At 72.0% G+C, this 24,031-nt stretch carries 20 protein-coding genes; 15 read left to right on the forward strand and 5 right to left on the reverse strand.

All coding sequences use genetic code 11. The features are described from left to right. The first annotated feature begins 56 nt into the window (after positions 1 to 56). The 3 genes from OG242_RS30905 to OG242_RS30915 are packed head-to-tail and all read left to right on the forward strand — an operon-like array spanning position 57 to position 2,373. On the forward strand, positions 57 to 734 hold the full coding sequence (locus OG242_RS30905) for an ABC transporter permease (protein WP_405901297.1): 678 nt from the start codon (positions 57 to 59) through the stop codon (positions 732 to 734). Further along, positions 731 to 1,414 (forward strand): ABC transporter permease, encoded by a 684-nt coding sequence (locus tag OG242_RS30910; RefSeq protein WP_405901298.1) that lies wholly within the window; start codon positions 731 to 733, stop codon positions 1,412 to 1,414. The genes OG242_RS30905 and OG242_RS30910 overlap by 4 nt, the downstream gene beginning before the upstream one ends. After that, complete coding sequence (locus OG242_RS30915; protein WP_405901299.1) at positions 1,411 to 2,373, forward strand: ABC transporter substrate-binding protein; 963 nt, start codon at positions 1,411 to 1,413, stop codon at positions 2,371 to 2,373. Before OG242_RS30910 ends, OG242_RS30915 begins: the two co-directional genes overlap by 4 nt. Positions 2,374 to 2,388: 15 nt before the next feature. On the opposite strand, the gene OG242_RS30920 is transcribed toward OG242_RS30915, so the two are convergent. Continuing rightward, the gene (locus OG242_RS30920; RefSeq protein WP_405901300.1) at positions 2,389 to 3,552 is read right to left on the reverse strand and encodes an ABC transporter ATP-binding protein; all 1,164 of its coding nucleotides are present in this window, start codon (positions 3,550 to 3,552) and stop codon (positions 2,389 to 2,391) included. A 106-nt stretch (positions 3,553 to 3,658) separates the two neighbouring features. Between OG242_RS30920 and OG242_RS30925 the strand changes: the two genes are divergently transcribed. Beyond that, complete coding sequence (locus OG242_RS30925; RefSeq protein WP_405901301.1) at positions 3,659 to 4,954, forward strand: alpha/beta fold hydrolase; 1,296 nt, start codon at positions 3,659 to 3,661, stop codon at positions 4,952 to 4,954. Positions 4,955 to 5,015: 61 nt separating this feature from the next. Here the strand turns inward: OG242_RS30925 and OG242_RS30930 are convergent, their stop codons facing one another. Beyond that, the gene (locus OG242_RS30930; RefSeq protein WP_405901302.1) at positions 5,016 to 5,588 is read right to left on the reverse strand and encodes a rhodanese-like domain-containing protein; all 573 of its coding nucleotides are present in this window, start codon (positions 5,586 to 5,588) and stop codon (positions 5,016 to 5,018) included. Between the two features lie 135 nt (positions 5,589 to 5,723). Between OG242_RS30930 and OG242_RS30935 the strand changes: the two genes are divergently transcribed. The 6 genes from OG242_RS30935 to OG242_RS30960 all read left to right on the forward strand — a co-directional run bounded on the left by OG242_RS30935 (position 5,724) and on the right by OG242_RS30960 (position 13,116). Beyond that, on the forward strand, positions 5,724 to 6,455 hold the full coding sequence (locus OG242_RS30935) for a PIG-L deacetylase family protein (protein ID WP_405901303.1): 732 nt from the start codon (positions 5,724 to 5,726) through the stop codon (positions 6,453 to 6,455). 175 nt (positions 6,456 to 6,630) lie between these two features. After that, positions 6,631 to 9,291: a beta-N-acetylglucosaminidase domain-containing protein gene (locus OG242_RS30940; RefSeq protein ID WP_405901304.1), complete on the forward strand. Its 2,661-nt coding sequence runs from the start codon at positions 6,631 to 6,633 to the stop codon at positions 9,289 to 9,291. 176 nt (positions 9,292 to 9,467) lie between these two features. Next, entirely contained in the window at positions 9,468 to 10,436 is a 969-nt protein-coding gene (locus OG242_RS30945) for an NADPH:quinone oxidoreductase family protein (RefSeq protein ID WP_405901305.1), read from the forward strand. Then, positions 10,433 to 11,620, forward strand: coding sequence for an acyl-CoA dehydrogenase family protein (locus tag OG242_RS30950; protein ID WP_405901306.1), 1,188 nt, complete (start codon positions 10,433 to 10,435; stop codon positions 11,618 to 11,620). Before OG242_RS30945 ends, OG242_RS30950 begins: the two co-directional genes overlap by 4 nt. After that, positions 11,617 to 12,723, forward strand: coding sequence for an acyl-CoA dehydrogenase family protein (locus OG242_RS30955; RefSeq protein WP_405901307.1), 1,107 nt, complete (start codon positions 11,617 to 11,619; stop codon positions 12,721 to 12,723). Before OG242_RS30950 ends, OG242_RS30955 begins: the two co-directional genes overlap by 4 nt. Positions 12,724 to 12,921: 198 nt before the next feature. Beyond that, entirely contained in the window at positions 12,922 to 13,116 is a 195-nt protein-coding gene (locus OG242_RS30960; protein ID WP_405901308.1) for a hypothetical protein, read from the forward strand. 53 nt (positions 13,117 to 13,169) lie between these two features. Here OG242_RS30960 and OG242_RS30965 read toward each other — a convergent pair whose 3' ends face one another. Continuing rightward, positions 13,170 to 13,487 (reverse strand): hypothetical protein, encoded by a 318-nt coding sequence (locus OG242_RS30965; protein ID WP_405901309.1) that lies wholly within the window; start codon positions 13,485 to 13,487, stop codon positions 13,170 to 13,172. Between the two features lie 201 nt (positions 13,488 to 13,688). Here OG242_RS30965 and OG242_RS30970 point away from each other — a divergent pair, with 201 nt between their 5' ends. Beyond that, positions 13,689 to 14,474 carry a PepSY domain-containing protein gene (locus OG242_RS30970; RefSeq protein WP_405901310.1) on the forward strand — a complete coding sequence of 262 codons (786 nt, stop codon included), beginning with the start codon at positions 13,689 to 13,691 and terminating at the stop codon, positions 14,472 to 14,474. Between the two features lie 53 nt (positions 14,475 to 14,527). Here the strand turns inward: OG242_RS30970 and OG242_RS30975 are convergent, their stop codons facing one another. After that, positions 14,528 to 16,438 (reverse strand): ABC transporter ATP-binding protein, encoded by a 1,911-nt coding sequence (locus OG242_RS30975; RefSeq protein WP_405901311.1) that lies wholly within the window; start codon positions 16,436 to 16,438, stop codon positions 14,528 to 14,530. A gap of 200 nt (positions 16,439 to 16,638) precedes the next feature. On the opposite strand from OG242_RS30975, the gene OG242_RS30980 reads away from it, so the two are divergent. From OG242_RS30980 to OG242_RS30990, 3 genes are all read left to right on the forward strand, one after another. Next, entirely contained in the window at positions 16,639 to 16,800 is a 162-nt protein-coding gene (locus tag OG242_RS30980) for a hypothetical protein (RefSeq protein WP_405901790.1), read from the forward strand. Between the two features lie 203 nt (positions 16,801 to 17,003). Next, the gene (locus tag OG242_RS30985) at positions 17,004 to 18,836 is read left to right on the forward strand and encodes a SpoIIE family protein phosphatase (protein ID WP_405901771.1); all 1,833 of its coding nucleotides are present in this window, start codon (positions 17,004 to 17,006) and stop codon (positions 18,834 to 18,836) included. 208 nt (positions 18,837 to 19,044) lie between these two features. Then, the gene (locus tag OG242_RS30990; RefSeq protein ID WP_405901312.1) at positions 19,045 to 21,426 is read left to right on the forward strand and encodes a glycoside hydrolase family 9 protein; all 2,382 of its coding nucleotides are present in this window, start codon (positions 19,045 to 19,047) and stop codon (positions 21,424 to 21,426) included. Positions 21,427 to 21,506: 80 nt separating this feature from the next. Here OG242_RS30990 and OG242_RS30995 read toward each other — a convergent pair whose 3' ends face one another. After that, entirely contained in the window at positions 21,507 to 22,724 is a 1,218-nt protein-coding gene (locus tag OG242_RS30995; RefSeq protein ID WP_405901772.1) for an MFS transporter, read from the reverse strand. Between the two features lie 82 nt (positions 22,725 to 22,806). On the opposite strand from OG242_RS30995, the gene manD reads away from it, so the two are divergent. Next, the gene (gene manD / locus OG242_RS31000; protein WP_405901313.1) at positions 22,807 to 24,021 is read left to right on the forward strand and encodes a D-mannonate dehydratase ManD; all 1,215 of its coding nucleotides are present in this window, start codon (positions 22,807 to 22,809) and stop codon (positions 24,019 to 24,021) included. Positions 24,022 to 24,031: the final 10 nt, after the last annotated feature.

A 24,031-nucleotide genomic window follows, 5' to 3' on the forward strand; every position in this document is an offset into this window, starting at 1 on the left:
GCCCGATCGGACGATCCGGGCGCGCGCCCCCGCGCCGTACGGGCTGCAATGGACGGGTGACCGGGCCCCCCGACGACTGCCTCGCGCGCAACGAGTGGGTCTGCGGTGCCTATCTGAGCAGCCGCCGGCACATCCTCTGGGACGCGGCCCTGCAACACGTCCAGCTGACCGCGGTGTCCGTGCTCATCGGCCTCGTCCTCGCCCTGCCGCTCGCCCTCGCGGCCCGCCGCTGGCACTGGGCGTCGGGACCCGTGCTCGGCGTGACGACGATCCTGTACACCATCCCGTCGCTCGCCATGTTCTCGCTGCTGCTGCCGGTGTACGGACTCTCCGCCTCGCTCGTCGTCGCCGGACTCGTCCTGTACTCGCTGACCCTGCTCGTACGCAACATCCTCGCCGGGCTGCGCGCCGTGCCCGAGGAGACCAGGCAGGCCGCCCGGGGCATGGGTTACGGGCCCGTGCGCCTGCTCGTCGCCGTGGAACTCCCGCTCGCCCTGCCCGCGGCCATGGCCGGGCTGCGTATCGCCACCGTCTCCGCGGTCTCCCTGGTGACCATCGGCGCGATCGTCGGCTACGGCGGACTCGGCAACCTCATCTACGCCGGGATGAACACCTACTTCAAGGCCCAGGTGCTCACCGCGTCCGTGCTCTGCGTCGTCATCGCCGTCGCCGCCGACCTGCTCCTCCTGCTGCTGCAACGCCTGCTGACCCCGTGGACCAGGAGCCGGTCGTGAACACCCTGACGGACGCCTGGTCCTGGCTCACCACCTCCGCGCACTGGCACGGCCAGGACGGCATCTGGACCCGGCTCGGCCAGCACCTCTACCTCACCGTCGTCTGCCTCCTGGTCAGCTGCCTCATCGCGCTGCCCGTCGCCCTGCTCCTCGGCCACATCGGCAAGGGCGGGGCGCTCGCCGTGAACATCTCCAACGTGGGGCGCGCCGTGCCCACCTTCGCCGTCCTGGTGCTGCTCCTGCTGACTCCGGTCGGCCGCTGGGGGGAAGGGCCGACCATCGTGGCGCTCGTCCTGTTCGCCGTGCCCCCGCTGCTCACCAACGCCTACGTCGGCATGCGCGAGGTCGACCAGGACGTCGTCCGGGCCGCCCGGGGCATGGGCATGACCGGCCGGCAGCTGCTCCTCCGCGTCGAAGTGCCCCTCGCCATGCCCCTCATCCTCACCGGTGTGCGCATCGCCGCCGTCCAGCTCGTCGCCACGGCCACCATCGCGGCCCTCGCGGGCGGCGGTGGCCTCGGCCGCATCATCACCGCCGGGTTCAACCTCGCCTCCACCGCGCAGGTGGTCGCCGGAGCGGTCCTGGTCGCCGCGTTCGCTCTGATCGTCGAGGGCCTGTTCGAGGCGGCCCAGCGACTCGCGCCCAGCCGCCTCGGGCTGCGCACGGGGGACACCGCGTGAGGGCGGGACCCCGCGTACGGGCCGGCCGTCCGCTCGGCGTGCTCCTGCTGCTGGCAGCGACCGCCTGCACCACCGGGCCGAGCCTGGAGAGCCAGGGCGGCGTCACCGCCCCGCCCGGCGACAGCAAGCACCTGACCATCGGCTCCGCGGGCTTCACCGAGAGCGACCTCCTCGCCCAGATGTACGCCCTGCTGCTCGGCCGCGCCGGATACTCCACGAAGATCATCTCCGTAACGAACCGGGAGATCTACGAACCCGCGCTGGAGAACGGCCAGATCGACGTCGTCCCGGAGTACGCGGCGACCTTCGCCGACTGGCTGAACGCCAAGAAGAACGGCGCCGACGCCACCCCCGTCGGCTCACCGGACCTCGCCGCCACCATGAAGGCCCTGCGCGCCCTCGCCGCACCCCGCGGCCTCACCGTCCTCGACCCCGGCAAGGCCGTCGACCAGAACGCGTTCGCCGTCACCGCCGCCTACGCCCGCAAGCACCACCTGAAGACCCTCGGCGACCTCGGCCGCTCAGGACGGCCCGTACGGCTCGCGGCCGGCGACGAGTGCGTGCAGCGCCCGTACTGCGCGCCCGGCCTCAAGAAGACGTACGGCATCGACATCACCGCGGTCGACCCCAAGGGCGTCGGCACCACCCAGGCCAAACAGGCCGTCCAGAGCGGCCGGGACCAGATGGTGCTGACCACCACCACCGACGCGACCCTGGACGACTTCGGGCTCGTCCTGCTCGCCGACGACAAGCACCTCCAGAACGCCGACTACCTCGTCCCCGTCGTCAACCGCTCCCGCGCCGGCGGCGAGGGCGTGCGCAAGGCCCTCGGCAAGCTGAACACCGTCCTCACCACCCAGGACCTGGCCCGGCTGAACGAACAGGTCGACAGCTGGCGACGGCTCCCCGAAGACGTGGCCCGCGCCTACCTGCGCTCCGAACACCTCATCCCGGGCTGAGTTTCCGTCGGTCCGTCAGGCGTCCGCCACCGAGTCGAACGGCACCTCGTCGCGCCCCACACCCTGCGCGTCCGCGTCCACCGAACGCCGCAGCGCCTCATGGAGCTTCGCCGGCGTCAGCACCCCGAGGAAGCGCGCCCCGTCCAGCACCGCGATCCACCCCGCGTCGTGCTGGAGCATCTCGCTGAACGCCCGCTTCAGCGGCGCGCCGACCGGCACCCACGCGTCCATCCGGCGGGCCAGCTCGCCCACCGTGCCCCGGTCCCCGGCGATCCGCAGCGCGTCCGCCGACACCCAGCCGTGCAGCTCGCCCTCCTCGTTCAGCACGACCGCCCACCGCGCACCGGCCGCACCCAGGCGCGCCGCGGCCACCCCGGTCGGCTCGTCCAGCCGGGCCTGCGGCGGCTGCTCCAGGTCGTCCGGCTCGATCGCGGTGACCGACAGGCGCTTCAGCCCCCGGTCGGCGCCGACGAACTCCGCCACGTAGGGCGTGGCGGGCGAGCCGAGCACCGTGCCCGGCGTGTCGAACTGTTCGATGCACCCCTGGCCGTACACCGCGATCCGGTCACCCATCCGCACGGCCTCCTCGATGTCATGGGTGACCATCAGAACCGTCTTCCTCACCCTCGACTGGAGCTTCAGGAACTCGTTCTGCAGCCGCTCGCGCACCACCGGGTCCACCGCGCCGAACGGCTCGTCCATCAGGAGCACCGGCGGATCGGCGGCCAGCGCCCGCGCCACACCGACCCGCTGGCGCTGGCCGCCGGAGAGCTGCGCGGGGTAGCGGGAGCCGTACACCGACGGGTCCAGGCCCACCAGGTCGAGCAGCTCGGCCGCACGCTCCCGGGCCCTGGACCGCTTCCAGCCCACCAGGGCCGGCACGGTCGCCGTGTTGTCGAGGACCGTCCGGTGCGGGAAGAGGCCCACCTGCTGGATGACGTAGCCGATGCCCCGCCGCAGCTTCACCGGGTCGGTCTTCATGATGTCCTGGCCGTCTACGAGGATGCGGCCCGAGGTCGGCTCGATCAGGCGGTTCACCATCATCATCGTGGTGGTCTTGCCACAGCCCGAAGGGCCCACCAGGGTGACCAGTTCCCCCTCGTCGACCTCGAAGGACAGCCCGTCGACCGCGGTCGTGCCGTCCGGATAGACCTTGCCGACCTGCTCGAACCGGATCATGAAGTGCACGGTAGGAGCCGGCCGCCCCGAACGCACACGGGCCGCGACCGTCCGGGGCACAACGATGTGCTGAACTGTCCGGGAACCGTCCGATCCAGGAGCACCCTTGAACAGCTACCGGCAGCCCGGCCTCGTCCTCACCGACCACCGCTTCACCGTCCCGCTCGACCACGCCGACCCCGGCGGTGAGCAGATCGAGATCTTCGGCCGGGAGATCGTGCCGGCGTCCAAGGCAGGCCAGGAGCTGCCCTGGCTGCTCTACCTGGAGGGCGGCCCCGGCTTCGGCGCCCGGCGCTTCACCGGCGCGGAGGCGTGGCTCGGACGGGCGGTGCGCGAGTTCCGGGTGCTCCTGCTCGACCAGCGCGGTACCGGCCTGTCCACCCCGGCCAACCGGCAGACCCTGCCCCTGCGCGGCGGGCCGCGCGAGCAGGCCGACTACCTCGCGCACTTCCGCGCGGACAGCATCGTGCGCGACTGCGAGCTCATCCGCCCGCGGCTGACCGGCGGAGCCCCCTGGACGGTTCTCGGCCAGTCCTTCGGCGGCTTCTGCGCCGTCCGCTACCTCTCGGCCGCGCCCGAGGGGCTGAGCACCGTCCTGATCACCGGCGGCCTGCCCTCTCTGGACGCGCACGCGGACGACGTCTACCGGGCCGCGTACCCCAGGATCGAGCGCAAGGTCGCCGCGCACTACGCCCGCTACCCGCAGGACATCGAGCGCGTCCGCGAGATCACCGCTCACCTCGTGGGGCACCGGCCCGAGAGCGCCGGGTACCGGCTGACGCCCGAGGGCTTCCAGTCCCTCGGCATCCTGCTCGGCGGCGGCAACGGCAGCCACCAGCTGCACTACCTCCTGGAGAACGCCTTCGTGCGCACCCCGCACGGCACCGAGCTCTCCGACACCTTCCAGGAGGCCGTGCGCACAGCGACCTCCTTCGCCGGCCACCCCCTGTACGCCCTCCTGCACGAGGCCATCTACGGCCAGGGCGGGCGCCCCACCGCCTGGGCGGCCGAACGGGTCCGCGCCGAGTTCCCGCAGTTCGACGCGGCGACGGCGCTCGCGGGCGACGGCCCGGTCCTGTTCACGGGCGAGACGATCCACCCCTGGCACTTCGAGGTCGATCCGGCCCTGCGCCCGCTGCGCGAGACGGCCGCGCTCCTCGCGGACCGCACCGACTGGGAGCCGCTGTACGACCCCGAGCGCCTGGCCGCCAACGAGGTGCCGGTGGCCGCCGCCGTCTACCACGACGACATGTACGTGGACACCGCCCACGCGCTGCGCACCGCTTCCGCGATCCGCGGACTGCGCACCTGGGTGACCGACGAGTTCGAGCACGACGGACTGCGCGCGGGCGGCCCTCGCGTCCTCGACCGGCTGCTCGCGGTGGTCCGCGACGAGGTGTGACACAGCGCTAGGGCTAGGGGCCGGCCGCGGATCCGCGGCCGGCCCCTGGCGTCGTGCCGTCTCAGGCCTGGAGCGTTTCCAGCGTCGCGTCCAGGTCCGCCGCCGAGTGCGGCGCGCGGTTGTGCGGAAGCTTCGACAGCGCCGCCGCCATGCCGCAGGTGTTGGTGACGGCGGAGAAGACGAGACCGGCGCCCACACCGGCCGACAGCCAGCGCGCGGCGGGGAACTTGACGCCCGCGAGTACCCCTGCCGCCACGAGCGACCCTGCGGCCAGCCGGACCTGGCGCTCCATGGGCCAGACGGCCCGCGCACCCTCCGGGCGCTCCAGGCCGTGGCCCTCGTTCTCCCACGCCGAGGTGCCCCCGACCAGCGTCGCCGCGTCGATGTCGGCCGCCGAGAGGATGTCGCAGGCGCGCGTCGAGCGGACGCCCGAGGCGCAGACCACGAGCAGCGAGCCGCGCGCGGACGCGGACTTCAGCGCGGGCAGTGCCTCGTCGAGGCGGTCGAGCGGTATGTTCAGCGCCCCCGGCACATGGCCTGCGGCGTACTCGCCGGGTCCCCGCACGTCGATCACGGTGAACTCCGCGAGCCGGGCGGCGGCCTGGGTGGGGGAGAGGGTTACGGGGCTGGTCACGAGCTGTGGTCCTTTCGGTCACCGGTTCGGGGCAGGTCTCGCTCTCTCCTGCCCCGGACGATCCAGGATACCCCCCTGGGTATCGGAGCCGTCGTGTCGCGGCCTCCCCGTCGCCTTGCCCGTTAGCCTGCGGATATGACCGAGCAGCTGAAGCCCATGCCCGAGGACTGGCGGCGCGCGCTCGCCGTGGTCGCCCACCCCGACGACCTGGAGTACGGCTGCGCGGCAGCGGTGGCCGGCTGGACCGACGCCGGACGGGAGGTCACCTATCTGCTCGCCACCAGGGGCGAGGCGGGCATCGACACGCTGGACCCGGAGACGTGCGGGCCGTTGCGCGAGCGGGAGCAGCGGGCGAGCGCGGCGGCTGTCGGCGTCTCCCGCGTCGAGTTCCTGGATCACCGTGACGGGGTGATCGAGTACGGCATCCCGCTGCGCCGCGACATCGCCGCGGCCATCCGCCGTCACCGCCCCGAGCTGGTCATCACGCTGAATCACCGGGACACCTGGGGCGGTGTCGCCTGGAACACGCCCGACCACCGCGCCGTCGGCCGCGCCACCCTCGACGCGGCGGCCGACGCGGGCAACCGCTGGATCTTCCCGGAGCTGAAGGAGCGGGGCCTCCAGCCGTGGGACGGTGTGCGCTGGGTGGCCGTGGCGGGATCGTCCACGCCCACGCACGCGGTGGACGCGACCGCCGGTCTGGAGCGGTCCGTGCAGTCCCTGCTGGCCCACCGCACCTACATCGAAGTCCTTACGGACGAGGACCCCGAGACGTACTGCCGGACCTTCCTCACCGGCAACGCCGAGGCGGCCGCGGACCGCTTCGGCGGGCGCCCGGCCGTCCCGTTCGAACTCTTCGCCCGGTAGCCGCGCGAGGGCCCGGCGGCCCCGCACTTCGATGCAGAAGAGCGGTTTTTGAAGACAAAACCGCAGGTCCGCGCATTGATGTTGTCCAGACCATTGACATGCAAGCGCCAGGATGTTGAATTCAGTCTCGTTGTGTTGCGCGACTCTGGTGACTTGAGTGACCAATGGAGGATCTGTGACGCCTCGCCCGCCCCGCATCACCGCACTCACCGCCGCGGCGACCCTGCTCGCAGGCGGCATGCTGGCCGCCGGACCGTCCGCCCAGGCGGCCGGCTCCCCGCCCGCATCGGCTAAGGCCCAGGACACACCGGCCATCACCCCGACCCCGCAGTCCGTCGAGAACCGCCGGGACCGGGTGACCATCACCCCCACCGTCACCCTCATCGCCGGGACGGCCGACGGGCCCACGCTCGACGTGGTGGAGACGGCCCTGCGCCGAGCCGGCGCCCGCCACGTCGTCCACGCGGACCGGCCCGCCCCCGGCAGACTCACCGTGTACGCCGGTGACACCGCCGCCCTGGCCGCGCAGAAGCTCGAAGGGCCCGCCGCCCTGCCTGCCGAGGGCTACGTCCTCGGGATCGGCGCCGGCCGTATCGTCCTCGCCGGCAAGGACACCACCGGCACCTACTACGCGGCCCAGACCCTGCGCCAGGTCCTGCCCCACCGCGGGCATCCGGGTGGCAAGGTCGCCGGCCTCGCCGTACGCGACTGGCCCGGCACCGCGCTGCGCGGGGTCATCGAGGGGTTCTACGGCACGCCGTGGTCGCACGAGGCCCGCCTGGACCAGCTGGACTACTACGGCGAGCACAAGATGAACATCTACGTGTACTCGCCCAAGGACGACGACTACCTCCGGGCCAAGTGGCGCGACCCCTACCCCGCCGACCGGCTCGCGCAGATCAAGGACCTCACCGACCGCGCGGCCCTGCGGCACGTCGAGTTCACGTACGCGCTCTCGCCCGGCCTCTCCGTGTGCTACAGCTCCGACGCGGACGTGCAGGCACTCATCGGCAAGTTCCAGACGATGTGGGACATCGGCGTCCGCACCTTCGCGGTCCCGCTCGACGACATCAGCTACACCAACTGGAACTGCGACGCCGACGAAGAGAAGTGGGGGACCGGCGGCGGCGCGGCCGGTGCAGCCCAGGCCCATCTCCTCAACCGGGTCAACCAGGAGTTCATCGCCACCCACCCCGGCGCCCAGCCGCTCCAGATGGTCCCCACCGAGTACTACAACGTCAGCTCGTCCGCGTACAAGACGGCCCTGTCCGAACAACTCGACCCCAATGTGCTCGTCGAGTGGACCGGCGTCGGCGTCGTCGCCCCCACCATGACCGTGGCTCAGGCGGACGCCGCCCGGAAGGTGTTCGGCCACCCGATCCTGACCTGGGACAACTACCCGGTCAACGACTACGCCACCAACCGTCTCCTGCTCGGCCCGTTCAACGGCCGCGAGAAGGGCCTCCCGGGACGCCTGGCCGGGATCACCGCCAACCCGATGATCCAGCCGTACGCCTCCAAGCTGTCGCTGTACACCGTCGCCGACTACTCCTGGAACGACGCCGCCTACGACCCGCGCGAATCCTGGGGCAAGGGCATCGAGGAGTACGCGGGCGGCGACGCCCGGACCGCGAAGGCGCTGCGGGCCTTCGCCGACGTCAACCACAGCTCCGCACTCAACACCGACAAGGCGCCCGAGCTGTCCGCAGCCTTTGCTCGGTACTGGGAGTCCGGGGACGCGAGGCGGCTCGAATCCGTCCTGGCCTCGCTGGGCGCGGCCCCCGCCCGGCTGCGCGCGGCACTCCCCGACCGGGGCTTCATCGAGGACTCCGGCCCCTGGCTGGACGCCACCGAGTCCTGGGCCACCGCCACCCGCACCGCCCTGCGCATGGTCGAGGCCGCCCGCGCCGGGAAGGGCGCCCAGGCGTGGGACCTGCGCCTGCAGCTGCCCGCACAGGTCGAGCGCGCCGCCTCGTTCACGTACACCGGGCTCGACGGCCGCGAGGTGCCGGTCCTGGTCGGGGACGGGCAGCTGAACGGGTTCGTCGACGCGGCCACCGCCGAGTACGACCGGCTGCTCGGCGTGAGCGGCAGGCCCACGGCCACGACGAACCTGAGCACGTACCAGAGCAATACCGTCGCGCGGATGCTCGACGGCGACGACTCGACGTACTTCTGGAGCGACGGGGCGCCCGCCGCCGGCGACCAGCTGACCGTCGACCTCGGCGAGTCCCGGTCCATCGGCTCCGTCACGCTCGCCATGGCCAAGTCCGGCAGCACCGACGACTACATCCACGAGGGAGTCCTGGAGTACTCGGCCGACGGCAAGAGCTGGCAGAAGCTCGCGGACTTCTCCGGAAAGCCCGACGTCACGGCGGACCCGCCCGCCGGTACGAAGGCGCGCTATGTGCGGGCCCGGGCGACCGCGGGGCAGAACAGCTGGGTCGTCGTCCGCGAGTTCCAGGTCACGACCACGGACGGCGCGGTCACCGGCAACCCGCCCGCCGCGACCGGCTCCTCGCTGCGCGCCGCCGCCGACGGCGACCCGGAGACCGTCTACCGGGGCGCGCGTGCGGCGGCGGCGGGCGAATCCCTGGAGGTGGACCTCGTCGCCGCGCGGGCGGTCGGTTCGGTGACGGTGCTGCGGCCGTCCGGTTCCGCGGGCACCGCGGACGTCCAGCTGCGCACGGCGGACGGCAGCTGGCACACCGTCGGCGCCCTGCGCGGTGCGTACACCGCCATTGACACCGCCGGGCGAACCGCCGACGCGGTGCGGCTGGCCTGGCGGGCCGGTGCGGCCGCACCGCAGGTCGCCGAGGTGGTGGTGGGCAAGTAGCCCTGCCGCAGATCCGTGCGCCCGGCGCCCCCGCGGTCCTCGCGGGCGGGGCCGGGCGCACGGCCGTGTTCCGGCCCGGGCGAATCCGTCGGCCTGGGGTTGTTCCCAGAGAGGCAAGCGACCGCTTAGTATGCGCCGGAGCAGTGGTAATGCCGACAGTGTTGTGGAGGCCCCTCATGCAGGCATGGCGAGTGCACCGGAACGGCGAGCCGAGCGAGGTGATGCGGCTGGAGGAGACGGACCGGCCGGTGCCCGGCGACGGGCAGGTGATCGTCGAGGTGCTCGCGGCGAACATCAACTTCCCCGACGCGCTGCTCTGCCGCGGCCAGTACCAGGTGCGGCCCCCGCTGCCATTCACCCCCGGCGTCGAGATCTGCGGGCGTGCCGAGGACGGACGCCGGGTCCTCGCGACCCCCGCCCTGCCGCACGGCGGCTTCGCCCAGTACGTCGTCGCCGACGAGGCGGCCCTGTTGCCGGCCCCGGAAGCGCTCGACGACGCGGAGGCCGCCGCCCTGCACATCGGCTACCAGACCGGCTGGTTCGGGCTCCACCGCCGCGCGCACCTGGAGGCGGGGGAGACCCTGCTCGTGCACGCCGCCGCCGGCGGGGTCGGCAGCGCCGCCGTCCAGCTCGGCAAGGCCGCCGGCGCCACCGTCATCGGCGTCGTCGGCGGACCGGAGAAGGCGAAGACCGCCGCCGCGCTCGGCTGCGACCTGGTCATCGACCGGCGTAGCGAGGACATCGTGGCGGCCGTCAAGGAGTTCACCGGCGGCCGGGGCGCCGACGTCGTCTACGACCCGGTCGGCGGCGACGCGTACGCCAAGTCCGTCAAGTGCATCGCCTTCGAGGGGAGGATCGTCGTCGTCGGCTTCGCCTCCGGCACCATTCCCACCCCGGCACTCAACCACGCCCTGGTGAAGAACTACTCCGTACTCGGACTCCACTGGGGCCTCTACAACACCAAGGACCCGCAGGCGGTACGCGACTGCCACCGGGAGCTGACCCGGCTCGCCGCCGAAGGCGTCGTCAGGCCACTGGTCAGCGAGCGGGTCGCGATGAGCGAGGCGGCGGCCGCCGTCCAGCGCGTCGCCGACGGCACCAGCACCGGCCGCATCGTCGTCCTCCCGTCGGGAGCCGCCCGATGACCGCCCCCGACGCGGCCGAACTGCGCCGCCGCACCCGCGAACTGCTCGCCGCGCACCCCCCGGCGACCACCGACCGCACCGACTTCCTCAAGGCACGCTTCGACGCCGGACTCGCCTGGGTGCACTACCCGGTGGGCCTCGGCGGCCTCGACGCCCCGCGCTCCCTCCAGCCCGTCGTCGACGCCGGACTCGCCGCCGCCGATGCCCCGGACAACGACCCCCGCCGCATCGGCATCGGCCTCGGCATGGCCGCCCCGACCATCCTCGGCTTCGGCACCGACGAGCAGAAGGAGCGGTTCCTGCGGCCCCTGTGGGTGGGGGAGGAGGTGTGGTGCCAGCTCTTCAGCGAACCCGGGGCCGGCTCCGACCTCGCCGCCCTCGGCACGCGCGCCGTGCGCGACGGCGAGGACTGGGTGGTGGACGGGCAGAAGGTATGGACCTCCAGCGCCCACCTCGCGCGCTGGGCGATCCTCATCGCCCGCACCGACCCCGACGTGCCCAAGCATCGCGGCATCAGCTACTTCATCTGCGACATGACCGACCCCGGCGTCGAGGTCCGGCCACTGCGCCAGATCACCGGCGAGGCCGAGTTCAACGAGGTCTTCCTCACCGGAGTGCGCATCCCGGACAGCCGTAGGCTCGGGGCCGTCGGCGAGGGCTGGAAGGTCGCGCAGACCACCCTCATGAACGAGCGCGTCTCCATCGGCGGCTCCCGCATCCCCCGCGAGGGCGGCATGATCGGCCCCGTCGCCCGTACCTGGCGCGAACGCCCCGAGCTGCGCACCCACGACCTGCACCAGCGCCTGCTGACCCTGTGGGTCGAGGCGGAGGTCGCCCGGCTCACCGGGGAGCGGTTGCGCCAGCAGCTCGTCGCCGGTCAGCCAGGACCCGAGGGCTCCGGGATGAAGCTCGCCTTCGCCCGGCTCAACCAGGAGATCAGCGGCCTCGAAGTGGAACTGCTCGGCGACCAGGGCCTGCTGTACAGCGAATGGACGATGCGGCGGCCCGAACTCGTCGACTTCACCGGCCGCGACGCCGGCTACCGCTACCTCCGCTCCAAGGGCAACTCCATCGAGGGCGGCACCAGCGAGGTACTGCTCAACATCGTCGCCGAACGCGTCCTCGGGCTGCCCTCCGAGCCGCGTAACGACAAGGACGTCGCCTGGAAGGACCTCTCCCGATGACCGCACAGACCGAAGCAGGCCAGGCGCCCGACCTCCTCTACTCCGAGGCCGAGGAGGACCTGCGCGCCGCCGTCCGCTCCCTGCTGGCGGACCGGGCCGACGCGCCGACGGTGATCGCCCGCACCGAGTCCGACACGCCGTACGACCCGGAGTTGTGGAAGGCGCTCGCCACCGGCATCGGGGCCGCCGGGCTCCTCGTGCCCGAGGAGCTGGGCGGCCAGGGCGCCACCCACCGCGAGGCCGCCGTGGTCCTGGAGGAGCTGGGCCGCAGCGTCGCGCCCGCGCCGTATCTGACCAGTTCCGTCGTCGCGACCGAGACGCTGCTGGCGCTCGGCACGCCGGACGGGCCGGTTGCCGCCCTTCTCGCCGAACTCGCCGAGGGGCGCAAGGTCGCGGTGCTCGCCGTTCCGTTCGCGGCAGCCACCGTGGCGATCGGTTCCCTCGACGGGGTGCTGGGCCCGGTCGCCGACGCGGCCGCCGCCGACGTGCTCCTGGTGCCCACGGCCGACGGCCTGTACGCCGTCGCCACCGACGCGCCCGGGGTCCGCGTCGAGCCGCTCGTCGCGCTCGACCTCACCCGTCCGCTCGCCACCGTCACGCTCGACGGAGCGTCAGGAACCCGCCTCGCGGATGCCGACGCGGCGCGGCGCGCGGTGGACCGCGGGCTGCTGGCCGGGGCCGGGCTGCTCGCTTCGGAGCAGTTGGGACTCGCCGAGTGGTGTCTCACCGAGACGGTGCGACACACGCGGGAACGCCACCAGTTCAACCGGCCGGTCGGCTCCTTCCAGGCGCTCAAACACCGCATGGCGCAGCTCTGGCTGGAGGTCGTCTCGGCCCGGGCCGCCGCGCGGAACGCCGCCGACGCCCTGGCCACCGGCAGCCCCGACACGCCGTTGGCGGTGGCTGTGGCTCAGGCGTACTGCTCGAAGGTCGCGGTCCACGCGGCCGAGGAGTGCGTGCAGTTGCACGGCGGGATCGGGATGACGTGGGAGCACCCCGCGCACCTCTACCTGAAGCGGGCCAAGGCCGACGCCACCGCGTACGGCACGGCGGGACGCCACCGCGAAACGGTTGCCGCGCTGATGGAACTGCCGGCCCCCTGAGGTTTCGTCGCAGGGGGTGCGGGGACGGAGAGCCGTGCCCCGCCCCCTGCCACGCGAGCGCCGCACCACTTCCCCGCTTCTCGGGGCCTGACCCAAGGCCTACCCGTTTGGCGGACACGCCAGTGCGCCGGGCGGTCCCCGGGCTACGCCACACTGACGCCGAATGCCGCAAATCAGGCGCGGCGGAGGAGGTTGGCCATGGCTATTTCGATCTCAGTGGTGCTGCTTCTGCTGATTTTCGCGGTGATCTTCCTCCGCAGCGGCGGACTCAAGATCTCCCACGCGCTCGTGTGCGGGCTGCTCGGGTTCTTCCTGGCGGGCACGAGTATGGCCCCCACCATCCAGGACGGCATCATGGCCACCGCCGACGTGGTGAGCAGCATCAGGCCCTGATTGCCGCCTGCAGGGCTGAGCGGTGACGGGGCCCGTACGGGAACGAGCCCGTGTCACTCCGCGGTGGCTTCGCCCGCCGCGCGTTCGGAGCCGGAGTGCACCGGGGGAACCGTGGCCGCCGAGCCCTGCCGTACCGCCTCGACGGCGGCCGCGTGCAGCGCACGGCTCGCTTCCTCCGACGGACAGGGCACGGGACTGCCCGCCATGGTGAACCAGTCGGCCGCGTCGGTGTACTGCACGGTGATCTGTGCCGTGCCCTCTGCCCAAGTGGTGTGGATGGTCAGGTCACCGGACAGCGGCCCGACCTCCTCGGTGAGCACGCCGCCGTGCCCCGAATACACTCCGCGGGTTGTCCAGGACGCCCAGGTCATGCATTCAGGCTCGCACCAAAGCGGCCGGATCGCGAGCCGCGTGAACAGGGAATTCGGACTGTCGTCGCATCTTCGCCCACCGTGCACAGAATCCCCCCGGTACGCCGGGGAGACGCAGGTCGGGACGGGAAGGCGGTCGATCGGGTGACACTGCCCGGTCATTCCACATGCCGGAGCCGTACGGCGGTTAAGCATGCGGGCATGACACGTGACTCCCACGCCAAGAACACCGGATTCCTCCGTGCCCACCGCCTGCGCTCCGCGGGCGTCGCCTGCGTCGTGCTCGGCGCGGCCCTGCTGACCGGCTGCGGCCAGGACAGTGGCAGCACCTCGGCGACGACGAAGACCTCGGAGGCGGCCCGCGCCGTGCCCGAGGCGACGAAGAGCCCGTCCCCCAGCGGGAGCGCCTCGCCCGGTCAGATGACCGAGGACCAGCAGGAACGCAAGGAGCTGATCTCCGCCACCAAGATCACCTACGACAAGGCCATCACGACGGCCGAGGGCGCGGTCAAGGACAGCAAGCTCATCGAGCTCGAGCTCAAGGGCCCGGGCGACACGGACGACGACGAGAGCGCGAGCCCCAGCTCCTCGCCGACCGGCAGCCCGTCGCCGAGCGGCAGCGCCACGCCCGGCGCCGGACCGCAGTGGGTCGCGACCGTCGCCACCAAGTCCGGGGCCAAGCACGAGGTCCGCATCGACGCCGTCTCCGGCAAGGTCGTCAGCTCGGACGAGGACTCCGACCAGGACACCTCGGACAAGGCCAAGACGGTCAAGTGGGTGGCCGAGGCCAAGCAGACGCCCCAGCAGGCGGCGAAGGCCGCCCTGGCCAAGAAGAAGGGCACGGTGACGTCCCTCGACCTCGACGAGAACGACAAGAACGTCCTCGTCTGGAAGACCGACGTCGTCACCAAGGACTGGAAGAAGACGACGTTCGACATCGACGCGTCCAACGGCTCGATCACCCACGAGGAAACCGACAGCGACTGACACCCACCACACCCTGAGTGCCCCCGGTCCGCTGCGGACCGGGGGCACTCGCGTCAGGCGGACCCCACGGGTTCCTGCCGCTCCTCCGGCGAGTCCGGCGAGTCCGGTGAGGCGAACTGGGTCCGGTACAACTCTTCGTACCGCCCGCCCGCCGCCAGCAGTCCGGTGTGCGTGCCCCGTTCCACCACCCGGCCCTCCTCGACGACCAGGATCAGATCGGCGGCCCGGACCGTCGACAGCCGGTGCGCGATCACGACGGCGGTGCGCCCCTCCAGCGCCTCGGCCAGGGCCTCCTGCACGGCCGCCTCGGACGTGGAGTCCAGGTGCGCGGTGGCCTCGTCCAGGATGACCACCCGCTGCCGGGCCAGGAGCAGCCGGGCGATCGTCAGCCGCTGGCGTTCACCGCCGGACAGCCGGTAGCCGCGCTCGCCCACGACCGTGTCGAGCCCGTCGGGCAGCGAGGCCACCAGACCGTCGAGCCGGGAGCGCCGCAGAGCGTCCCAGATGTCGTCCTCCGACGCGCCGGGCCTCGCCAGCAGGAGGTTGGCGCGCACCGAATCGTGGAAGAGGTGTCCGTCCTGGGTGACCATGCCGAGAGTCTCGCGGATCGACTCGGCGGTCAGATCGCGTACGTCGACGCCGTTCAGCCGTACCGCGCCCTCGTCGGTGTCGTAGAGCCGGGGCAGCAGTTGGGCGATCGTCGACTTGCCGGCGCCCGACGAACCGACCAGGGCGACCATCCGGCCCGGCTCGGCCCGGAAGGAGACGTCGTGCAGCACCCGCGTACCGCCCCGGGAGTCCAGCGTCGCGACCTCCTCCAGCGAGGCCAGCGAGACCTTGTCGGCGGACGGGTAGGCGAAGGAGACCCCGTCGAACTCCACGGACACCGGCCCCTCGGGCACGGTGCGGGCGTCCGGCTTCTGGGCGATCAGCGGCTTCAGGTCCAGGATCTCGAAGACCCGCTCGAAGCTCACCAGCGCGCTCATCACCTCGACCCGGGCACCGGCGAGCGCCGTCAGCGGGGCGTAGAGCCGGGTGAGCAGCAGGGCCAGCGTCACGACCGCGCCCGGCTCCAGGCTGCCGCGCAGGGCGTAGTAGCCGCCCAGGCCGTAGACGAGAGCCAGGGCCAGCGCGGACACCAGGGTCAGCGCCGTGATGAACGTGGACTGCGCCATCGCCGTACGGATGCCGATGTCGCGTACCCGTCCGGCCCGCGCCGCGAACTCGGCGGACTCGTCCGCGGGCCGGCCGAAGAGCTTCACCAGCGTGGCGCCCGGCGCCGAGAACCGCTCGGTCATCTGCGTGCTCATCGCCGCGTTGTGCGTGGCGGCCTCGCGCTGCATCCGCGCCATGCGTGAGCCCATCCGCCGGGCCGGCACGACGAACACCGGCAGCAGCACCAGCGCGAGCAGGGTGATCTGCCAGGAGATGGTCAGCATCACCACGAGCGTCAGCAGGAGCGTCACCACGTTGGAGACCACCCCGGACAGGGTGTTGCTGAAAGCCCGCTGCGCACCGATGACATCGTTGTTGAGCCGGCTCACCAGCGCCCCGGTCCGGGTCCGGGTGAAGAAGGCGACCGGCATTCGCTGGACGTGGTCGAAGACCGCCGTGCGCAGGTCCAGGATCAGCCCCTCGCCGAGCGTCGCCGACAGCAGCCGGGTGAGGAGTCCGAGGGCGGCCTCCGCCACGGCGATCACCGCGATCAGCAGGGCCAGCCGCACGACGGTGCCACTCTCCTTGCCCTGCACGATCGCGTCGACCACCCGCCCCGCCAGCATCGGCGTCGCCACGGCCAGCAGCGCCGTGACCACACTGAGCAGCAGGAACCGGTAGAGCTGCCGGCGGCGCGGCCGGGCGAATGAGGCGATCCGGCGCACGGTGGCCCGGGAGAACGGTCTGCGGTCCGCTTGCGCGTTGATCGCGCTGTGCAGCGACGACCAGGCGGTGACTTCCATGCTCATGCGGTGCCTCCGGGGGCAGGACGGATCGGTACGGCCCCGGCGGCCGGTGCGGGACCGGGGTGCGGAACAGAACGCTAGAAGCTCAAGCGGACTTGAGGTCAAACTCCGGGCCCCGTGCGGACCCGGCATCGGACCTGCGTAGAATCGGCCCCTGTTTCCGGCCGGACGACGGCAGACACGACCGATTGAGGCAGTTCGACGTGAGTTTCGCAGACAGTTCCGATGCACCGATCTACGCCGGTCTCGTGGAGGAACACGGCGATGTGATGGCCGAGGTGCGCCAGGTGGCTGAAGAGACCATGCGCGAGGCCGACCAGGCCGTGGACTTCAGTGATATCCGCAGGTCAGCGGCTTACCGGTAATCCCCGAAGCCCCCTGTCAGGGCCTGCGCCCGACCTCCGCCGAGCCGCCGGTGACCCCGGACCGGCCCGCGCGGACGGCCCTCCCTTCCACCGTCCGGCACACCCGGGCGGCTGTTCGCCGACGTCTCGCACTGCGGACCCGGCTCTCCCGTCGGAGCATGGAACGAACAGTCGCCGACGACTTCGGGACGAAGGGAAGCCGGATGGGTGGTGAACGGCATGAGCCACCGACCGACGCGTTCGAGGCCGAGCTGGACCAGATCGAGGCGCTGAACCGGATGCAGGCGGCCGGTTCGGACCCCGCGGTGCCCCCGGGACCGGAGAACGGGACCCGGGCAGGCGGCACGCCGGAAGAGGCCCGGCGCCGCGACTCCCTGCTGCTCTCGGCCGGACACGCGGTGGCCGCCGCCGACACCCTCGACGAGGCACTGCGGCTGGTCGCCGGCCTGTACGCCCCGGACTTCCCGCTGGACGGCCAGTGCGTGTTCGGCGTCGCCGACGGCAACCTCGCCGCGCTCGGACAGTACGGATTCCGGCCCGGCGGCGCGAGCCGCGGCTTCCGCATGCCAATGAACACCGGCTACCCGGCCGCCGAGGTGGCGAGGACCGGGCGCGCCGTCTACCTCGGCTCCACGGAGGAGTACCGCAGGCGCTTCCCGGCGACGTGGCACATGTCCGCCCGCAAGGGCCGCGAGTCCTGGGCCTTCCTGCCCCTGGTGACCGCCGGCCGGGTCGTCGGGGTCTGGCTGGCCGCCTTCCGTACGACCATGGACTTCACGGCGAGCGAGCGCGCCCTGCTCACCGTCACCGGGCGCATGATCACCCAGGTGCTCGAACGGGCCCGCGCCAGCCGCGCCGAACTGGAACTCTCCCGCGGTCTGCGCCGCAGCATGCACACCGCGGGCGCGGTCCTGACCGGACTGAGCGTCGCCACCCGCTATGTGCCGACCGGCGGCGGTCTCATGGTCGGCGGGGACTGGTACGACAGCATCGACCTGCCGAACGGCCGGATGGCCGTCGTCATAGGTGACGTCCAGGGGCACGACGTGCACGCCGCCGGGCTTATGGCCCAGCTGCGTACCGCCGTGCACGCGTACGCCGCCGAGGGCCACGGCCCGGACGCCGTTCTTGCACGGGCCTCCCGCTTCCTGACCACCCTCGACGAGGACCGCTTCGCGACCTGCCTCTACATCGAGGCCGACCCCTCCACCGGCGACCTGCACATCGCGCGCGCCGGACACCCGCACCCCGTCCTGCGCATGCCGGACGGCACCTGCGTCCTCAAGCACGTCAGCGGCGGGCTGCCGCTCGGACTGATGCCCGGCGAGGAGGACTACCCCGTCGACACCGTGCGCCTCCACGAGGGCGAGATCCTCATGCTGTGCACCGACGGGTTCATCGAGAACGGCGGCCACGACATGTACACCGGCTGGGTGCGGGTGCGCGACGCGTTCTCGCCCGGCCCCACCGACGACCTGGAGGGCATGGCCGACCGGCTCATGGCGGCCGTCCTCAGCCCCGGCCCCGGCGCACGGGACGCCGTCGCGCGGGACGGCGACGACATCGCCCTCCTGCTGCTGCGCCGCGACGCAGTCCACGCCCGCGCCGAGATCAGCCAGCGCCAGCTGATGCTCACCGTCGGCCAGGACCAGGGCGAGGGCCTGGCCGAGGCCCGCGCGGAGCTGAAGGCGCTGCTGCACGACTGGGCGCGCCCGGACCAGATCGACACCGCCGTACTCCTGGCGACCGAACTCCTCGGCAACGTCCTCGTGCACACCGACCAGGACGGCACCCTCAACGCCACCGTGTCCGGCGAGACCGGCACCCGGCGGCTGCTCGTCGAGGTCATGGACCGCGGCGACGAACTGCCCCACCAGCGCACCCCGGGCGAGCTCGCGTCCTCGGGCCGCGGCCTGCTTCTGCTGGACATCCTCGCCGACCAGTGGGGCGTACGGCCCGAGCCCGAGGGGAAGACCGCCTGGTTCGCCCTCAACGAGGCCGCCTCGGGCGAAGCCGGCGACATTCCCGGAATCTGAAGACCGGCAACTGAAGACCGGCATTCGAAGACCGTCCCGGGGGTTTACGGGCGCCCGTTCCGCCAAAGGTGTTGTGCCGCAACCGTTGACAGCTCTGCCGTCACCTGGCTTCATGAGCAACGCCTTTGGGAGCGCTCCCACACTTGCCTGGGTCCCCCCCCCGCATGCGGCCAGCACCCCCCACCGACGTGACGAAGGGACAGTTCCGTTGCGCTTACTCACTCTCCCCTCCCTGCGAAGACGATCCCGCAGACCCCGCCCCCTGGAAGCCGTCGCGCTGGCCCTCGCCGTCGGCGCCGGCCTCCTGCTTCCGCTGTCGCTGCCGGCGGGAGCCGAGGCCGCCCCGGCCTTCGACTACGGCGAGGCACTACAGAAGTCCGTGCTCTTCTACGAGGCTCAGCAGTCCGGGAAGCTGCCCGACACCAACCGCGTCTCCTGGCGCGGCGACTCCGCGCTCGACGACGGCAAGGACGCCGGCCTGGACCTGACGGGCGGCTGGTACGACGCCGGGGACCATGTGAAGTTCGGCCTCCCGATGGCGTACTCGGCCACCATGCTCGCCTGGGGTGGCGTGGAGCAGGAAGCGGCCTATCAGGCGTCCGGCCAGCTGCCGTACCTGCGCAACAACCTCCGCTTCGTCGACGACTACCTCCTCAAGGCCCACCCCTCGCCCAATGTGCTCTACGGGCAGGTCGGCAACGGCGCGGACGACCACAAGTGGTGGGGCCCGGCCGAGGTGATGCCGATGGAGCGCCCCGCGTACAAGATCGACGCCTCCTGCCCCGGCAGCGACCTGGCCGGCCAGACGGCGGCGGCCCTGGCCTCCTCCTCGATCGTGTTCTCCGGGAGCGACCCCGCGTACGCCGCGAAGCTGATCACCCACGCGAAGCAGCTGTACGCCTTCGCGGACACCTACCGCGGCAGGTACAGCGACTGCATCACCGACGCGCAGAGTTACTACAACTCCTGGAGCGGGTACAACGACGAACTCGTCTGGGGCGCGATCTGGCTGTACAAGGCGACCGGCGACGCCACGTACCTCGCCAAGGCCGAGTCGTACTACGACAACCTCTCGACGGAGCCGCAGACCACCACCCGGTCCTACCGCTGGACGCTCTCCTGGGACGACACCTCGTACGGGGCCTATGTGCTGCTCGCCCAGCTGACCGGCAAGCAGAAGTACATCGACGACGCCAACCGCTGGCTCGACTGGTGGACGGTCGGCGTCAACGGGCAGCGGGTGCCCTACTCGCCCGGCGGCCAGGCGGTGCTGGACAGCTGGGGGTCGCTCAGATACGCGGCGAACACCGCGTTCGCGGCCCTGAGTTACTCCGACTGGCTGACCGGTGACGCCACCCGCAAGGCCCGCTACCACGACTTCGCGGTGCGCCAGATCGACTACGCGCTCGGCGACAACCCCCGCAAGTCGAGTTACGTGGTCGGCTTCGGCGAGAACCCGCCGACCAAGCCGCACCACCGCACGGCCCACGGCTCGTGGACCGACCAGCTCAACAGCCCCGTGGAGAGCCGGCACACCCTGTACGGGGCACTGGTGGGCGGCCCGAGCGCCGCCAACGACTCGTACACCGACGACCGGTCGAACTACGTCAACAACGAGGTCGCCACCGACTACAACGCCGCCTTCACCGGGGCGCTGGCCCGGCTCTACGCCGAATACGGCGGCGCCCCGCTCGCCGGCTTCCCGCAGCCGGAGCAGCCGGACGGGCCGGAGATCTCCGTACAGGCGTCGGTGAACGCGTCAGGCAGCAACTTCACCGAGGTCAAGGCGTACCTGATCAACCGTTCCGCGTGGCCGGCCCGTGCCCTCACGGACGCCTCGGTGCGCTACTACTTCACGCTGGAGCCGGGCGTCGCACCCGACGACATCACCTTCAGCACCAACTACAACCAGTGCGGCGAGGTGACCGGACCCACGCGTCTGGAGGGGGACGTCTACTACGCGACGGTGGACTGCTCCGGTACGGACATCGCACCGGCCGGCCAGTCCGCGTACCGCAAGGAGGTCCAGTTCCGGATCAGCTCGGCCGGTGCCTGGGACCCGTCGAACGACTGGTCCTACCCCTCCTCCGCGACGACCCCGGGCGGCACCCCGGTCGACGCGCCGCACATGGTGCTGCTGGAGGGCTCGGCACCGCAGTGGGGGAGTGCGCCGGACGGCACGGACCCCGGTCCCGACCCGACGACCACCCCGGACCCGACGACGACCCCCGACCCGTCCCCGACGCCCGATCCGACGGACACGCCCGACCCCGTGCCCGGGGCGTGTGCTGTCTCCTACCGGGTCAGCCAGGCGTGGGGCACAGGTTTCACCGCCGAGGTGACGGTGAAGAACACCGGGTCGACGCCGCTCGACGGCTGGCAACTGGCCTTCGACTTCCAGGGCGGCGAGAGCATCGGCAACGCGTGGAACGCGACCGCCGCACAGAGCGGCAGCCGGGTCACCGTGACGAACGCGGGCCACAACGGGACCGTCCCCGCGGGTGGCAGCGTCTCCTTCGGCTTCCAGGCGAACGGGACACCGGCGGCCGACCCGGCTTCCTTCACGCTCAACGGGAAGGAGTGCGGCTGACCGGCACGCCTCAGCGGTGGCAGCTCCGGTCATGGCGGACGCCGCAGCCGGGGCGGCCTCGGCTGCGGCGTCCGAATGGGCTACTTGCCGCCGGTCGTGCCCCGGGTCGGTGTCCTGAGCGCCGCATACGTCCCCGAGACGGCGGCCAGAAGCATCACGCACCCGGTGAACACGAGCCCGGCGTCACGCAGCCCCACCGCGGTGGCCAGCGCGCCCACGCCCACCACCGGCAGGGAAATCCCCGTGTACGCGACGACGAAGAACGCAGAGATCGTGCCGCCCCGGTGCTCGGCCGGGGCGGCCTCGCTGACCAGGGTGAGGGCGGCCCGGAACGCGAGCCCCTGCCCGATGCCTCCGCAGACCGCGCCGAGCACGAGCAGCACCAGCGACTTCGCGAGCAACGACGACGCCACCAGCAGCAACCCGACGATCAGCACGGCGCACCCGATCGGCAGCGCGCGACGCGCCCCGATACGCGGTGCGAGCGACTGCCCGATCGTCGAGGCGCAGAACACCGAGAACACCACCGCGCCCGTCACCGCCAGGTTGTGCACGCCCAGCGTCTCGGCCGCGAAGCTCGGCGCGACCGCGGTGAACAGGCCGAGCAGCGCGAACCCGGCGAAGGCGGCCAGCGCGGCCGGCAGGAACACGCCCTTCACCTCCGCGGGCACCCGTACACCCTGCGGTTCGAGGCGGGGCCACCGCCGCGGCTCGGCCACGGTCTCCGCCAGCCGCCAGGTGATGACGCACGCCACGGCGACCAGACCCAGGTGGACCCAGAACGGCAGGGACAGCGGCCAGGGTGTGTACTCGGCCAGCACCCCGGAGAGCAGCGGGCCGCAGCCCAGGCCGCCCATGTTCGCGGCCGTGGCGGCGAACCCGGCACGCGCCCGCTGCCCGGGGCGCGCCAGTTCGATGACCGCCGCCGTCGCCGCGCCGCTCAGCAGCCCGGCCGCGCCGCCGGACAGCACCCGTCCGGCGAAGAGCAGGGGCAGCCCGCTCTCCAGCAGGAAGCAGCCCGCACTCGCGGCGGACAGCGCCATCGCGGCCAGCAGTACGGGTCTGCGGCCCACCTTGTCCGAGTAGTTGCCCGCCACCAGGAGTACGGAGATGACCGCGACCGCGTACACGGCGAAGACCACGGTCACCATCAGCTCGGAGAAGCCGATCTCCTTCTGGTAGAGCCCGTACAGCGGGGTCGGCAGTGTGGTGCCGGCCATTCCGATGGCGAACACCACCGCCGCTGCCGCATACCCCGCCCGGCGCCCGTCCGCCCGTCCCGTATCCTCACGCACCATCACGCACGCCACTCTATGCAGCGGGCGGCCCCCGGTCGGAGCGACGGGCTGCCGCGCGCCGCAGCCCGAAAAGAGAGCCACCATGAGGATCGCCGACGCGCAGGTCGTCGTCACCAGCCCCGGCCGCAACTTCGTGACGCTGAAACTGACGACCGACGAAGGCATCACCGGCCTCGGCGACGCCACGCTCAACGGCCGGGAGCTCGCCGTCGTCAGCTACCTCACCGACCATGTGGCGCCCCTGCTGACCGGTCTGGACCCGCACCGGATCGAGGACACCTGGCAGTACCTCTACCGGGGAGCGTACTGGCGGCGCGGCCCGGTCACGATGGCCGCCATCGCCGCCGTGGACGTAGCACTGTGGGACATCAAGGCGAAGGCCGCGGGCCTGCCGCTCTACCAGCTGCTCGGCGGCGCCTCCCGCGACCGTGTCGCCACCTATGGCCACGCCAACGGGCGCGACATTCCCGAGCTCCTCGACTCCGTACGGGCGCGGCTGGCCGAGGGCTACCCCGCCGTCCGCATCCAGACGGGCATCCCCGGCCTCAAGGCCGTCTACGGGGTGCACACCACCGACGAACAGGGCACACGCGTCCTCCACCAGCAGACCCGGCCCCTGGTCGAGGACTGGGACACCGACGCGTACCTGCGGCACACCCCCGCGGTGTTCGAGGCGGTACGAGCGGAGTTCGGTGCGGAGACACCACTGCTGCACGACGCGCACCACCGCCTCACACCCATTCAGGCGGCTCGCCTCGGCAAGGACCTGGAGCCGTACCGCCCGTTCTGGCTGGAGGACTGCACACCCGCCGAGAACCAGGAGGCCCTGCGGCTGGTGCGCCGGCACACCACCACGCCCCTCGCGCTCGGCGAGGTCTTCAACACGGTGTACGACTACCAGACGCTGATCACCGAGCAGCTGATCGACTACGTGCGCTCCGCGGTCACCCACTTCGGCGGCGTCACCCCGCTGCGCAAACTCTTCGACTTCGCCGCGCAATACCAGATCAAGAGCGCGATCCACGGTCCCGAGGACATCTCCCCGGTCGGGATGGCCGCGGCCGTCCACCTCGATCTCGCCGTCCACAACTTCGGCATCCAGGAGTACTCGGGCCACAACGCCCTGACCCAGGAGGTGTTCCGGCACGCCTACACCTTCACCGCCGGCCACCTGCACCCCGGTGACGCGCCCGGCATCGGCGTCGAGCTCGACGACGAGCTCGCGGCGGCACACCCGTACGAGCAGACGTATCTGCCCGTCAACCGGCTGCGCGACGGCACCGTCCACGACTGGTGACCGCGGCGGA

The sequence above is a fragment of the Streptomyces sp. NBC_00727 genome, from assembly GCF_045161745.1.
Taxonomy (GTDB): Bacteria; Actinomycetota; Actinomycetes; order Streptomycetales; family Streptomycetaceae; genus Streptomyces.